This is a genomic window from Flavobacterium sp. W22_SRS_FK3 (assembly GCF_052113665.1).
Classification (GTDB): Bacteria; Bacteroidota; Bacteroidia; order Flavobacteriales; family Flavobacteriaceae; genus Flavobacterium.
Map to the genome: position 1 here is coordinate 1 of NZ_JBGQOF010000013.1, position 14,066 is coordinate 14,066.

The following is a 14,066-nucleotide window of genomic DNA, read 5'->3' on the forward strand; positions in this document are numbered from 1 at the left end:
CCTCCTTAGCTCAGTTGGTTAGAGCATCTGACTGTTAATCAGAGGGTCCTTGGTTCGAGCCCAAGAGGGGGAGCAAACTTTTTTTAGCAAACATATTTACCTTTAAGGTGATTCCTCCTTAGCTCAGTTGGTTAGAGCATCTGACTGTTAATCAGAGGGTCCTTGGTTCGAGCCCAAGAGGGGGAGCAAAAGGAAAAGCCATTCTTCGGAATGGCTTTTTTATTTCTATACTTTGCAAACTCTAAATAGTTTCCCATTTATTCAAATCCGTTTTTTAAAGCAAAAACAGCTAATCCTACGCGAGTTTTTAATTCTAATTTTTCAAATAAAGAATCTCGGTAACTTTCGACAGTTCGTGGGCTGCAAAACATTTTTTCTGCTATTTCCTTATAATTCATTTCGGTAATGGTGTATTTTAAAAATTCTTTTTCTCTAGCGGTAAGCTTGATGGTATCGTGTTCTTCATTTTTGTTATTTAGGCTGGCAAAAACAATTCTGGAAGCCCAATCCTGATAATAAAAGCCTTCTTTTGCGACTTGTTTTAGTGCTTTTTCCAGCTCGTACGGACTTGTGTTTTTGAGTAAATAACCATTAATGCCAATTTGAATCATTTTAATAACGCTTTGGTTATCATTTTGCATACTCAATATCATGATTAGAATATCTGGATATAATTTTTTCAGCCATTTTGCAGTTTCAAAACCATCCATAATGGGCATACTTATATCAAGTAAAACGATATCCGGGATTGGTTTTTTTAATTGAAACTTATCTTGTAGGTCTTTCCCATTTTCGCATTCATATAAAACCTGGAATTCTTCAAAATTTTCTATAATTCCTTTTAATGCCTGTGCAATTAATACATGATCGTCTACTATTACAATTGTCTTTTTCATCGTTTTATAAAGAGAAAGTTATAAAAAGTTGTGTTCCTGTTTTTTGTGTACTTTTTAAATCAAAATTTCCACCCAGCATTTCGGTTCTTTTTTTCATATTCGAAATCCCAATTCCATTCGCATTTATTTTTGAAATATCAAAACCAATTCCGTCATCTGTAAGACTTAACATTATTTTGTTTTCAAGCTCTTTTAATTCGATAGTCATCAATTTGCATTGTGAATGTTTAATGCTGTTTTGAATAAACTCTTGTGTGATCCTTACTAAAATCGTTTTTAATTGATAAGGTAAAACCATCTTTTTATTTGCACAATTGAAATCGATTTTAAAAACTTTAAGTTCATTAATTTTTAAATATTCAGCATTTAGTAGTTTATATATTGAATTGGTTTCGATACTATTATCGGTTAATGATTTTGATAATTCTCTTAATTCTTCAAGTGATTGGTTAATGATGCTGTTAATATTTTCAATATTGTCTTTTATGTTTTTTGATTTGCTTTCAAAGGCCAGTTGTTGCATGTACAAACTTGCCAGCGTTAATTTTTGACCAATGTTATCATGGATTTCTCTGCCGATATGTTGCATAGTTTGTTCCTGAATCTCAACCTGAGCTGTGAGCAATTCTTTTTGATGTGCTGATTTTTGGTGCAAAATCATAACAGAGTGTTCCCTCTTTTTTAATTTATATTCACGAATAAAAATGACAATTCCTGCAATAAATAAAATAAAAAAAAGATTAAAAAGTATGATTGTAATTATAACTTCACTTTTCCCCATATAAAAGAAGCAATAAAGAGCAAGTACATTAAACAATTAGAAATCAGAAAGTAAAGATAGTATATGTTCCAAATAAATGGTTCTTTTATTATCAAATTATAAAGCCCAAAGAAGGGTAACGTGCCTACATAAAACATCATTACCCCAATGTTTATATAAAACATTTTATTTTTTTTATATTCTAAAATGTCGTCGTTTTGTATTTGTTTTTTAAATTCTAAGAAAACCAATATCATTAATAAAAATGTCCCAATAGTATAGTTAAAGGAATATACTACTCTTAATTTTTCAAAGTACAATTCAATAGGAATGAATGAAAGAATATAAATACATAAAAAACTTAAAAAAATCCCTCCGTTTTTTAAAGACTTTAAAGCATACAGCCAGTAGAAAAAGATAAATTGTATAGGAATTATGACGTACGCATAAAAGTATTGCTTGTCAATATATAAAATATGAACAATAGCCGAAATGAAAAAATCGCTTATGGCAATAATGCATAAATAAACGGCAAACCACTTCCAGTGAGTTTTTTTTACCCTTCTGAAAAATAACAATGCTATAGCAGCTGATATAAGTTCAAGATAAAGTAAAACGTTTGTTAATATTGGAAAACTCTTGTACATTGCTAAAATGCTTCGGATATTGGGTCGGCAGGAGGAATTAAGTTTCCGTGATTTCTGGCCATAGCATCGCTTCTCGATGCAGCTGATAATGCCATTGGTTGATATTCTTGTGATTGATAAGGAGCAATCTCATTTTTCTGATTACTAGTCCTTCTTTCTATTGTAGAAACATAACCGTTAAATGTAGTTTCATCCAGAGGGTTAAAATCTACATCTCCATTTAAATCTTTGTTGAATATTGTAGGAATCATAACCAAAGTATGTCTGGTTGCAAATTGCTTTTTTAGAGGATCTGTAGCCATAAATGCAATGTCTTCATTATATGGTTTTGTAAACTCAGATAGTTCAGGATATGCAGCGTAATATATTCTTAAGCCTAACTTATTATTTTTTTTAGGGCTATTCCTTGCTACGTTTCGTTCTATATGATATATAAATTTTTTTATAGTATCTAGGTCAAACCAAATAGAATGGGCATCAGGGTCATTAATGTCTCTGTTTTTATTTATTGCAGAATATTGATTGTTTCTATATTGGCTAATCATGCCTCTGATCAAATGTGTCGTTATTGTACTGGGTTTTTCATTGTGAAAATCATTGCATATAGAGGTTTGTTTGACTACTGGTTCCTTAGGTTTATACCAATTAAAGAATATAGAAAATATAAGCGCTACGGATAATACAGTAATGATTAATCTTTGTTTTGAGTGCGTTGTCATAATGAAATAGTTTTAGTTTATAAAGTAAGAAATTATTTAGCAAATAAAGCTAATCAAAATTATTTTAAGTTCAGTTTTTTCACTATTCCTGCATCCGTTAAATAACGGTATTGTTTTTAGTTAAATCTACAGAGTAATATTAGTTTATCGCCCATGTATTGATTCTGAGATAGTTTGGAGATTTGTAATGTTAGTTTAATGCATTATATAACAAATTTCAACAGGGTAACCGAAAACTGTATAGAGTAGGTAATTTAAAAATATAATAAAATGGAAAATCAATTAAAAAAAAACCGTCCATCTTTCAAAGCGGTTGTAGATGCTTTTAATGAAAACAAAGTAATTAGTAGTGAAATCACCTTAAAAGATCTGGCATCAGTTTCTGAAAAACTAACCAGCTCATTAGGTGTTGATGATTTGGCTTCCTGGACTTTTATTAGTCCGGATTATGTATATACGGGTGGTGCTGAAATGATTCAGCCTGAAGTAATCATTAGAAACGGTAAAGTTTAATTTACTATTTATCTATCAAAATAGCCTAATTATCAAATAAGTAATTAGGCTATTTTTAATTTATATCTATTATGAATATTTTACAAAACATTAGTAACGGAATAAAATCAAATCTGGAAATCTTTTCATTTGAAGATGGAATTACAGAAGATAGATATAAAAAATTTGCAGAATTAAGCATTTTTTTTAGCTATTGCTCTTCTGACCATTTTGGAGAAGATAATAATGATATTATTAAAAATTTTCTTTTAGAAAAAATTAAAAAAATCCCAGCAGATGATATTTTTAAAAATCCATATATGGTTTTCCATATCGCAATGCCATATGTGTTCTTGAGGAAATTCGAAAAAATCGATCTATTTGAGTCATCATTAAAAATAATGTTTAAAAATAATATGTTTTCTTTTGAAGTACCGCCACATAGACAAATGGAATGGAGCTTTATTAAAAATAAAATGGGATTACAAAATAAATTTAAATTATGTAATCCTTCAATTTTAACCCAAAATATTTATGTAAGTTCTGTAAACAGAGAAATAGCTTATGCTATCAGTCATAGTTTATTTTATATAACTGATTTTGGTGTTTGTCCTCCTCCTGATAATTTATTAAACATAGAAAAATTAAAGTTTCAATTAGAATGTATGATTGTTAAATTCTATAAGGAAAATGATTTAGATGTAGTGTTGGAATTAAGTGTTAATTACTTTTCATTGATAACTCTAACGGAGCTTAATTTTAAAATTCTTAATATTGTTGATGATTGTATTACTAAAAATTCATTTTTAGAAAATAAATATTTTGAAAAAGTTTTTATTAAAAAATACCATAGTTTATTCGTTATTGGAATACTTTTTTCCCAACTAAATAATCATTTAAACAACTCCAGTTTATCAATTGATGTGAGAAAAAAACTGGAAGAAACTCTTGCTTCTACTGTTTTTTCAGGTAATAAAATTCAAAAAGAAAAGGTTAAAAAATTAGATTTAGGTAACTCAAAAGAATTTTTAGCTTGGGAGGCTCTCTTGCAACTAAAGAATAAGGAAATGAATAAAGAGGTATATACAGAGTATGTTGATTGTTTTGGAGTTAATTATTTTTTAGAATTAGAAATAATCTCAAACTTGAAATTATTAAAAAACAGAAATGAAAATAGTTTGCTTTGGGATAGGGAACTTGAATATTTTAAATTAGATAAAAAATCAAAGAAACTTTTAATAAAAGAGTATCAAAACAAAATTGAATTGGAAATAAAGTTTCATGAAAATATGTGTAAGGATGAGTTTATTGAGAATCCAATTACAATAAAAACAAATAGTTATGCAGAGATTATGGTAGGAAATTAATATGCCAATTATAGTCTTGAAGAAATGCTAATTGGTGCGCTTTTTACCCAAAATGATAATTGTCGAACCGCTAAAGTGAATGAAGTGGCTGAGGTTTTGACTAGGAATAGCAAGATTTCGGAAGGTTTTTAAAAAAGAAAAAGCTGTCATTTTTGACAGCTTTTTCGTTAATGTACCCGGAGCCGGAGTCGAACCGGCACGGTTTCCCACAGGTGTTTGAGACCAGCGCGTCTACCAATTCCGCCATCCGGGCTTAGCAGACGAAAAAACAACTAATAAATTAGTTATTTTAACGCAATAGAATAAGTAATTATGAAGTCATAATTGTGCTTATTCCTTTAACACGGTGCAAATGTAAAAAATAAAATTAAAAGTGCTACTAAAAATACTTAAATTTTTCCTTTCAGTGTCCAATAAATTTTCTAAATTTGCACCTCGTTAAAACGAAGCGCACACAACTAACTACACCCGAGGCATTTATATATGTTTTGCTTTACCTAAAATGATAAAGCTTAATTATACTGAGCGCAGCGGAGCAAAAACAACAATTATAATGTCGCACCTAGAACCAGAAGCTAAAATTTTTGCTTGTTCACAAAGTGTTTATCTTGCAGAGAAAATTGCAAAAGAGTACGGAATACCGTTAGGAAAAGTAACGATGTCAACGTATAGCGATGGAGAATTTCAGCCATCTTACGAGGAGTCGATAAGAGGTTTACGAGTATTTATCGTATGTTCAACTTTTCCAAGTGCAGATAATCTGATGGAATTGTTGTTAATGATCGATGCTGCAAAACGTGCATCGGCAAGACATATTACAGCTGTAATGCCTTACTTTGGTTGGGCAAGACAGGACAGAAAAGACAAACCAAGAGTTCCAATTGGAGCTAAGTTAGTTGCTAATTTACTAACAGCTGCAGGAGCAACAAGAATCATGACAATGGATCTGCATGCAGATCAAATTCAAGGATTCTTTGAAAAACCAGTAGATCATTTATTTGCCTCTACCATCTTTTTACCTTATGTAGAAAGTTTAAAATTAGAAAATCTAACCATTGCATCTCCTGATATGGGAGGTTCAAAGAGAGCATATGCTTACTCTAAGTTTTTAGAATCAGATGTAGTAATCTGTTACAAACAAAGAAAAGCAGCCAACGTTATCGACACGATGGAGCTTATTGGTGAAGTAAAAGGTCGTAACGTGGTTTTAGTTGATGACATGATCGATACGGGAGGTACTTTAGCAAAAGCGGCCGACCTTATGATCGAAAAAGGAGCACTAAGTGTAAGAGCAATTTGTACGCATGCTATATTATCTGGCGGTGCGTATGAGAAAATAGAAAACTCAAAATTAACTGAGTTAATCGTAACAGATTCAATTCCGTTAAAGAAAGAATCTAAGAAGATAAAAGTGGTAAGCTGTGCGCCTTTATTCGCAGAGGTTATGCAGATGGTTCACCACAATAATTCCATTAGTGGAAAATTTATAATGTAATTTGGCAATGGGTTTTAGGCAGTAAGCTTTAAGCATTTCCTAAATACATAAAATAAAAAGCTTAAAGCCTAGTGTCTAAAGCTTACAGCAAATAGAATATTATTAATAACTATATTTTTTTACAATGAAATCGATTACAATTAAAGGATCAGAAAGAGAAAGCGTGGGCAAAGTGTCAACTAAAGCCTTACGTAATGCTGGAGCGGTTCCTTGCGTGTTATACGGAGGAAATCAGGCAGTACACTTTTCAGCAGACGCTGCAGCGTTCAAAAACTTGGTTTACACTCCAAATGCACACACAGTTGTGATTGAGCTTGGAAAAGGAAAATCATTCAATGCAATTTTGCAGGACATTCAGGTGCATCCGGTATCTGATAAAATTTTACACATTGACTTCTTTCAATTATTTGATGACAAAGAAATCACTATGGAAGTTCCTGTAAAAATTACAGGTACATCTAAAGGTGTTCTTGCAGGTGGTGTTTTACGTTTAAACACTCGTAAATTAAAAGTAAAAGCTTTACCTAAAAATCTTCCTGATTTTGTTGAAGCTGACATTACTCCACTTGAAATGGGTAACAAGTTGTACGTTACTAAAGTTGGTACACCTGACTATAAAGTAATGCACCCAGACAATACGGTTGTTGCTCAGGTAAGAATCTCTCGTGCTGCTATGAAAGCTGCTCAAGAAGCTGCAAAAGCTGCAAAAGCTCCTGCAAAAGGAAAGAAAAAATAATATTTTTCAAATTCATACAAAGCATCAATCGAAAGGTTGGTGCTTTTTTTATGCCTTTTATTTTTTTTGGAGCAGAATATTGAAGCTTTTCAAGACCAGACGTTCCTGCCATCCGCTAAATCTTTTCTCTCAGGGCTAACCAGGCGTTTAGTTTTTCATAAGTTCTGACACTATATTTTAAGATAAAAGAAGAATGAAAATCTGCTTAATCAGCGAGAAACTTTCATAGTGAACGTTTTGTAAAACGCAGTATCCTCTGCGATTAAAACAAATTATCTAATTGCTGCATTTTCTAATTACCAAATTAGCTTTACTTTTGCATCATGATAATGTGGATTACAAAACTGTTTTCATCAACACAAAAAGAAGAGAACACAGACAATATGAAACCGGAGGTTCACGAACACCCAAAAAACAATATAAAAAGAGTGAGTAAAAAATATTTAATCGTAGGGCTTGGTAATATTGGAGCCGAATACGTAAACACAAGACATAACATCGGATTTAAGGCCTTGGATTTTTTAGCAAAAAAAGAAGGTCTTTCTTTCGAAACTGTAAAGCTGGGGACGTTGGCAGAATATAAATTTAAAGGAAGGACATTTTTTCTGCTGAAGCCAAACACGTATATGAATTTAAGCGGTAAAGCAGTAAAATACTGGATGGATAAAGAAAATATTCCTCTAGAAAATATTCTGGTTATTACAGATGATTTAAACTTGTCCTTCGGAACCATCCGAATCAAACCAAAAGGGAGTGATGGAGGACATAATGGGTTGAAGAATATTAATTTAGTTTTAAACACACAACAATATACACGTTTTAGATTCGGCATCAGTGATCAGTTCAAAAAAGGACAACAAATTGACTACGTTTTAGGAGAATGGGATGAAGAAGAAAAGGTGAAATTACCGGAGCGTTTAGAAGCGGCATCTGAAATTATCAAATCTTTCGGAACGGCAGGATTAGAAAATACAATGACTGCTTTTAACGGAAAATAAAGATTTACAGCTATTTAAGGATTAAAAAATCAAATTATCAATTAATTTAATCAAATTATAACGAAATAGTATTTTCTATTCCAAAGTTAAATGTTTAAATTTGAATAAATTATTATAAACCATAAAATCATAATATCATGGCTTTTGAATTACCACAATTACCTTATGCATATGATGCATTAGAACCACATATTGATGCACGTACAATGGAAATCCATCATACTAAACATCATAATGCCTACACAACAAATCTTAATGCAGCCATTGCAGGAACAGACTTAGAAGGAAAAACTATCGAAAATATCTTAATTAATTTAGATAAAAAAAACGCTGCAGTTCGTAATAATGGTGGCGGTTTTTATAATCATAATTTATTCTGGACTGTAATGTCTCCAAACGGCGGTGGATTACCAACAGGTGATTTATTGACAGCTATTGAAGCTTCTTTTGGAACTTTCGAAGAGTTTAAAGCTAAGTTTGCAAAAGCTGGAGCAACTCAGTTTGGTTCAGGATGGGCTTGGTTATGTGTTCTTCCGGGAGGAAAATTAGATGTTTGTGGAACGCCAAATCAGGATAACCCATTAATGCCGGAAGTTGGTTGTGGCGGAACTCCAATTTTAGGAATGGACGTTTGGGAGCATGCTTATTATTTGAACTACCAAAACAGAAGACCGGATTATATTGAAGCTTTTTTCAGTGTAATTAACTGGACAGAAGTGGCAAGAAGATTTGCTTTAGATAAATAGTCTGGATAAAATAGAATAAACAATATAGAGAATAGACGGATGACTTAAAGTTGTTCGTCTATTTTTTTTTGTCTTTAGTCTATTTCTGTATATATTCTTTGCTCTAAAAATAAAATAAAAAAGGCAGAATTACTTCTGCCTTTTTTGCCCCAAATTTACCATATACTTAACCTACTTAATTTATGGTAAATCAAATGTATGATAGTCTATTATTTATTTCAAATATTCCTGATTAACGGCAATAATATCCGATTAAGTGATTGGTTTAGAAAATCTTGAGTTTATTCCAATAAAAAAGGTGAAATTTCTTTCACCTTTTTTGCCCCAAATCTACCATAAACTTAACCTACTAATGTTATGGTTCTTCAAAGATATACTAGCATTGCATTCTCCCCAAAAATATAGGATGAAATGCAGTAAAATCCGATGAAATGCACTTTTTAACTTTTTTTTTAGTATGCTCTTGCGTTTTTTCCTTCATAAAAGTTTATAAACGCTCTATTTACGACACGATTTCCGCCTGGTGTTGGATAGTCTCCGGTGAAATACCAATCACCGATATTTTTCGGACAGGCAATATGTAAATCTTCTACTTTTTGGAAGATAATTTTTACTTCAGCATTAATTTCTGGTGAGCTTAACATCTCGGCAATTCTGTCTGAAATTTCTTCAGGAGTAAATGGATCATAAATTGCTGTTACATAATTTACAACATCGGTATCAAGATAATTTTCCTGTGCTTTACATTTAGTATATACTTCGTCTACAATATGATATAAATTTCTCTCTTTCAATAAATCCAAAGCAGCTCTAAAAGCAACTAAACCTTCTAGCCTTGCCATATCAATTCCGTAACAATCTGGATAACGAATTTGTGGTGCCGAAGAAACAATTACGATACGTTTTGGTTTCAAACGATCCATCATTTTTATAATACTCATTTTTAGAGTAGTACCACGAACAATACTATCGTCAATAATAACCAAATTATCAGTTGGTTTTATTACTCCGTAAGTAACATCATACACGTGAGCGACTAAATCGTCACGACTGCTGTCTTCTGTAATGAAAGTTCTTAGTTTGGCATCTTTTATAGCAACTTTCTCCGTACGGATTTTTACCGCCAGTAATTCCTGAAGCGTTTCGGCTGTAAGAGTATTTCTGTTTTCTAGGATATAATTGTTCTTTCTCTGATTTAAGAAATCCTGAGCCGCTTCAACTAAACCATAAAAAGAAGTTTCAGCTGTATTAGGGATATAAGAGAAAACAGTATTGTCAGTATCACTGTCAATTGATTCAAGAACAGCAGGCAAAATTAATTTTCCTAAGTTTTTACGTTCCTGATAAATTTCAGCATCACTTCCTCTTGAGAAATAGATTCTTTCAAAAGAACAGGCTTTTTTTACAGTTGGTTCAAGAATTTGTTGCATCGAAACTTTTCCGCTTTTCTTGATAATTAAGGCATTTCCTGGTTCGATTTCCTGAACACTTTCAAAAGGAACATTAAATACAGTTTGGATAACAGGTCTTTCTGAAGCCACAACTACAAATTCGTCATCCTGATAGAAATACGCTGGGCGAATACCAGCCGGATCTCTAAATACAAATGCATCTCCATGTCCTAGTAAACCTGCCATTGCGTAACCTCCATCTAAATTTTTTGCTGAACGGGTCAGTATTTTTGCAAGATCTAAACGTTCTGCAATTACCGGAGATGCTTCTCTTTTTGAGTAGCCTTCTGCCTTACAGTCCTGATACAATTGCATCACTTCCTTGTCCAAAAAGTGACCAATTTTTTCCATTACAGTAACGGTATCAGCCATTTCTTTAGGATGTTGTCCTAATTCAACTAAGTTTTCGAAAAGTTCTTTAACATTCGTCATATTAAAGTTACCTGCCAAAATTAAATTACGGTGCATCCAGTTACTCTGGCGTAAAAAAGGATGTACGCTTTCGATACTGTTTTTTCCGAAAGTTCCGTAACGTACGTGCCCTAAAAATAATTCTCCTATATAAGGAATATTTGCTTTTAGTTCTTTTATGTTGTCAGCCAATTCAGGATTTGCTTTTAGTTCTTCACTAATGCGCTCATTGATTTGCTTAAAAACATCCTGAATAGGCTGCGAGTGGTTTGAACGAACTCTGCTGATATAACGTTCACCAGGTTCTACATCTAATTTAATACTGGCAAAACCGGCACCATCCTGACCGCGGTTATGCTGTTTTTCCATCATCAGATACATTTTTTGTATCCCGTAAAAAGCAGTTCCGTATTTTTCTTTGTAATATTCAAGCGGTTTAAGAAGTCTAACTAAGGCTATACCACATTCGTGTTTTAAAGCGTCGCTCATTGTTTTTGTATTTGTGTTGTTGTAAGTTGTGTGTATTAACGTAATAAAAAAGCCCCGTTGATATCGAGGCTTTTGCGCATTATATTTCTATGTCAAACTGAGTTAACGACTTAAATTGCTGTAATCGAATCGCTACTTCTGCTTTGCTTACTGTTTCCATCCTTTCGGTTCCAAATTTCTCTACACAAAATGAAGCTAAATTCGAACCGTAAATAATTGCATTTTTCATGTTGCCAAACGAAATGTTTTCGCTTTGCGCAATGAATCCTGAAAAACCACCTGCAAAAGTATCTCCTGCTCCTGTTGGATCAAAAACTTCTTCTAGTGGTAATGCCGGAGCAAAGAATACTTCTCTGTTGTGGAATAAAAGTGCGCCGTGTTCTCCTTTTTTGATTACCACATATTTTGGTCCCATATCCTGGATTTTAGCTGCTGCTTTTACTAATGAATATTCTCCTGAAAGCTGTCTTGCTTCTTCATCATTTATTGTAATCACGTCTACACGTTTAATTACGTCTAATAATTCTGGTAAAGCACAATCCATCCAAAAGTTCATAGTGTCTAAAACTACTAATTTTGGTTTTTTTTCCATTTGATCCAAAACACTACTTTGTACTAAAGGATGTAAGTTTCCTAACATCACAACATCAGCATTTTTATAGTTTTGAGGAACTTTTGGTTGAAAATCAGCCAAAACGTTTAGTTCGGTTGCAAGAGTGTCTCTGGAATTTAAATCGTTGTGGTATAAACCGCTCCAGAAAAAGGTTTTTCCTCCTTTTACAATTTCGATACCAGAGATATCAATATTTTTTGAAGTTAAAAGATCTAAATGTTTTTGTGGAAAATCGTCGCCAACTACAGAAACAATGGCCGATTGTAAGTTAAAAAATGACGCTGATAAACCAATGTACGTTGCAGCACCACCTAATATTTTATCTGTTTTTCCGAAAGGAGTTTCGATAGCGTCGAAAGCAACCGTTCCAACAATCAATAATTTATTCATTTTATGAATTTCGAATTAAGGTGCAAAGATACTTCATAAGTTACAATATTGCAACGGTTTGTAATCTCAAAATTTTCATAAAAAAGCAATAATGATTTCGGAGTTAAAACTATTGTAAATGAGAGTATTATATTTGAATCTTTTAAAGGATTAAAATATGTTTTCTGGATTTAAAAAGCAAGATTTATTTCAGGAAAAAGCTTTGAATATTTTCGACTGAATAATTCAATAAAAGAGAATTTACAACTCATACTTCTTATCAAAATAATTCTTCAATAATCCAATCTGAATCAAAATCATAAAAGGAACTATTAAAATCGCGTACAATATATTTTTTGAAAAGTGAATTCCTAAAAATAAGGCAGAAACTTTATCAGAATATATGTTGACGATTTCTAAATTAGAAATATCATTATTTGAATAAACACAATATGCGGTCAATGCAAGTAAGCAAATACCAATAAAAAGCCATGTTGACTTTGAGATTAAGGGTTTGTAAGCTTTAATTTTGCTTTTTTCGGCAATTAAAACCTGAGACATTATTTTTGAAGTGAAGTCAATTGATGGTGATTGCAATGAATCATCAGCCATCATTTTATCAATCAGATTTTCTATTTCTTTATCATTTTCTTTCATAACATTCTATTATTTCTGGTTCTAATTGCTTTTTCAAAATTACGGCTAATTTTTGCCGGCTTCTAAATAATTTTACCTTGACATTATTAGCATTAATATTCATGATTTTCCCAATTTCTTCTAAACTCTGATCTTCAAAATAAAATAAAGTTAACAGGAAATTCTCTTCTTTTGGTAATAAATTCAAACAATTCTGAATCGTCTGTTTCCGTTCTATGTCTTCTAATGCGCTCAAAGCATTGTCCATCGTTTTGATTAAATGTGCCGAAAATTCATCTATTGAAATATTATTGTCTTTGTTTTTGTTTTTCTTCAAACAATCTAAACACGTATTATAAGCGACTCTGTAAATCCAGGTTGAAAATTTAGAATCACCTTTAAATTTATTTAAAGAGTTATAAGCTTTAATAAAAGTGTCCTGAGCAACTTCTTCAGCTTCTTCCCGGTTTTTGACCATTTTGAGCGCCAAAGTAAAAATCATATTCTTATAACGATCCACCAGCACGGCAAACGCATTTGTCTCGCCCTGCAGAATTTTATCGATATAATGTTGATCATTTAATGTACTCATATTATATAGGACGACGATTTGTTTATTTAGGTTACAGGAATTTCGAAATAAATTGCAAGTTCCAATTTCGTTCGAGAATTTTATTGATGTTGATTTTTGTAAAATTTTTAAACTTTAAGAAAAGTATTTCTTCGTAAAAGTATTTTTAGTTTCAAAATTAACTGATAATCAGTATTTTTTGGAATTTTGAGTTTGAAATTGAAAATTTTCACCAAAAGATGTAACCTGAATTCGAAAAGTGTCGTCCTATGAAGTATCAATCAATTAAAAACAAAATATTATGTTAGCAGGAATTTTAATACCACTTAGTTTTTTCTTAATGATCTTCGGGATTGTTTATCTTATTTATTCAACGAGAAACAGAGAGCGTTTGGCACTTATAGAAAAAGGAGTCGATGCCAGTATTTTTTTGAAGGGCAAGGAAAAAAGCATACCAATTTGGAAAATCTTAATTGTTAATCTGGCTTTTTTATTAATAGGCTCAGGAATAGGGATTTTTCTAGCCTTATTGATTACAACCTATACCGCTCTGGAAAATGGTGCAGTTTATCCTTCAATCATTTTTATAATGGCCGGAATTGGCTTATTGACCGGATTTAGAATGGCTAAAGATTTAGAAAAAGAATAAAGATTTTAAGTTAGTACCTTT

General features: G+C 31.9%; 14 protein-coding genes and 3 tRNA genes. 9 read left to right on the plus strand and 8 right to left on the minus strand.

Translation table 11 applies throughout. The features are described from left to right. Window positions 1–2 precede the first annotated feature (2 nt). Together ACEN2I_RS13585 and ACEN2I_RS13590 are read left to right on the plus strand one after the other, a co-directional pair. Window positions 3–73, plus strand: a tRNA-Asn gene (locus ACEN2I_RS13585). 39 nt (window positions 74–112) lie between these two features. Beyond that, window positions 113–186: transfer RNA gene (locus tag ACEN2I_RS13590), tRNA-Asn, on the plus strand. A gap of 71 nt (window positions 187–257) precedes the next feature. On the opposite strand, the gene ACEN2I_RS13595 is transcribed toward ACEN2I_RS13590, so the two are convergent. The 3 genes from ACEN2I_RS13595 to ACEN2I_RS13605 form a co-directional block, all read right to left on the minus strand. Continuing rightward, a complete protein-coding gene (locus ACEN2I_RS13595; RefSeq protein ID WP_441766644.1) occupies window positions 258–896 on the minus strand; it encodes a response regulator in 639 nt (212 codons plus the stop codon). Between the two features lie 4 nt (window positions 897–900). Beyond that, the gene (locus ACEN2I_RS13600) at window positions 901–1,677 is read right to left on the minus strand and encodes a sensor histidine kinase (RefSeq protein WP_441766645.1); all 777 of its coding nucleotides are present in this window, start codon (window positions 1,675–1,677) and stop codon (window positions 901–903) included. Window positions 1,678–2,305: 628 nt separating this feature from the next. Beyond that, the gene (locus ACEN2I_RS13605; protein ID WP_441766646.1) at window positions 2,306–3,022 is read right to left on the minus strand and encodes a hypothetical protein; all 717 of its coding nucleotides are present in this window, start codon (window positions 3,020–3,022) and stop codon (window positions 2,306–2,308) included. A 270-nt stretch (window positions 3,023–3,292) separates the two neighbouring features. Here ACEN2I_RS13605 and ACEN2I_RS13610 point away from each other — a divergent pair, with 270 nt between their 5' ends. Next, entirely contained in the window at window positions 3,293–3,535 is a 243-nt protein-coding gene (locus ACEN2I_RS13610; protein WP_441766647.1) for a hypothetical protein, read from the plus strand. A gap of 71 nt (window positions 3,536–3,606) precedes the next feature. Next, complete coding sequence (locus tag ACEN2I_RS13615) at window positions 3,607–4,881, plus strand: DUF6895 family protein (RefSeq protein WP_441766648.1); 1,275 nt, start codon at window positions 3,607–3,609, stop codon at window positions 4,879–4,881. Window positions 4,882–5,054: 173 nt separating this feature from the next. Here the strand turns inward: ACEN2I_RS13615 and ACEN2I_RS13620 are convergent. After that, a tRNA-Leu gene (locus ACEN2I_RS13620) sits at window positions 5,055–5,134 on the minus strand. A gap of 300 nt (window positions 5,135–5,434) precedes the next feature. Here ACEN2I_RS13620 and ACEN2I_RS13625 point away from each other — a divergent pair. The 4 genes from ACEN2I_RS13625 to ACEN2I_RS13640 all read left to right on the plus strand — a co-directional run bounded on the left by ACEN2I_RS13625 (window position 5,435) and on the right by ACEN2I_RS13640 (window position 8,856). Continuing rightward, the gene (locus ACEN2I_RS13625; protein ID WP_441766746.1) at window positions 5,435–6,376 is read left to right on the plus strand and encodes a ribose-phosphate pyrophosphokinase; all 942 of its coding nucleotides are present in this window, start codon (window positions 5,435–5,437) and stop codon (window positions 6,374–6,376) included. A gap of 124 nt (window positions 6,377–6,500) precedes the next feature. After that, entirely contained in the window at window positions 6,501–7,112 is a 612-nt protein-coding gene (locus tag ACEN2I_RS13630; RefSeq protein ID WP_441766649.1) for a 50S ribosomal protein L25/general stress protein Ctc, read from the plus strand. A 323-nt stretch (window positions 7,113–7,435) separates the two neighbouring features. Continuing rightward, the gene (pth, locus tag ACEN2I_RS13635) at window positions 7,436–8,110 is read left to right on the plus strand and encodes an aminoacyl-tRNA hydrolase (RefSeq protein ID WP_441766650.1); all 675 of its coding nucleotides are present in this window, start codon (window positions 7,436–7,438) and stop codon (window positions 8,108–8,110) included. A gap of 137 nt (window positions 8,111–8,247) precedes the next feature. After that, window positions 8,248–8,856: a superoxide dismutase gene (locus ACEN2I_RS13640; RefSeq protein WP_441766651.1), complete on the plus strand. Its 609-nt coding sequence runs from the start codon at window positions 8,248–8,250 to the stop codon at window positions 8,854–8,856. Between the two features lie 452 nt (window positions 8,857–9,308). Here ACEN2I_RS13640 and ACEN2I_RS13645 read toward each other — a convergent pair whose 3' ends face one another. From ACEN2I_RS13645 to ACEN2I_RS13660, 4 genes are all read right to left on the minus strand, one after another. Further along, window positions 9,309–11,207, minus strand: a complete 1,899-nt coding sequence (locus ACEN2I_RS13645; protein WP_441766652.1) for an amidophosphoribosyltransferase — start codon at window positions 11,205–11,207, stop codon at window positions 9,309–9,311. Between the two features lie 79 nt (window positions 11,208–11,286). After that, window positions 11,287–12,210 carry a PfkB family carbohydrate kinase gene (locus tag ACEN2I_RS13650; RefSeq protein ID WP_441766653.1) on the minus strand — a complete coding sequence of 308 codons (924 nt, stop codon included), beginning with the start codon at window positions 12,208–12,210 and terminating at the stop codon, window positions 11,287–11,289. Window positions 12,211–12,450: 240 nt separating this feature from the next. Beyond that, the gene (locus tag ACEN2I_RS13655; protein WP_441766654.1) at window positions 12,451–12,846 is read right to left on the minus strand and encodes a hypothetical protein; all 396 of its coding nucleotides are present in this window, start codon (window positions 12,844–12,846) and stop codon (window positions 12,451–12,453) included. Then, on the minus strand, window positions 12,833–13,417 hold the full coding sequence (locus tag ACEN2I_RS13660) for an RNA polymerase sigma factor (RefSeq protein ID WP_441766655.1): 585 nt from the start codon (window positions 13,415–13,417) through the stop codon (window positions 12,833–12,835). The genes ACEN2I_RS13655 and ACEN2I_RS13660 overlap by 14 nt, the downstream gene beginning before the upstream one ends. Window positions 13,418–13,697: 280 nt before the next feature. Between ACEN2I_RS13660 and ACEN2I_RS13665 the strand changes: the two genes are divergently transcribed. Beyond that, a complete protein-coding gene (locus ACEN2I_RS13665) occupies window positions 13,698–14,045 on the plus strand; it encodes a DUF6249 domain-containing protein (protein ID WP_441766656.1) in 348 nt (115 codons plus the stop codon). Window positions 14,046–14,066: the final 21 nt, after the last annotated feature.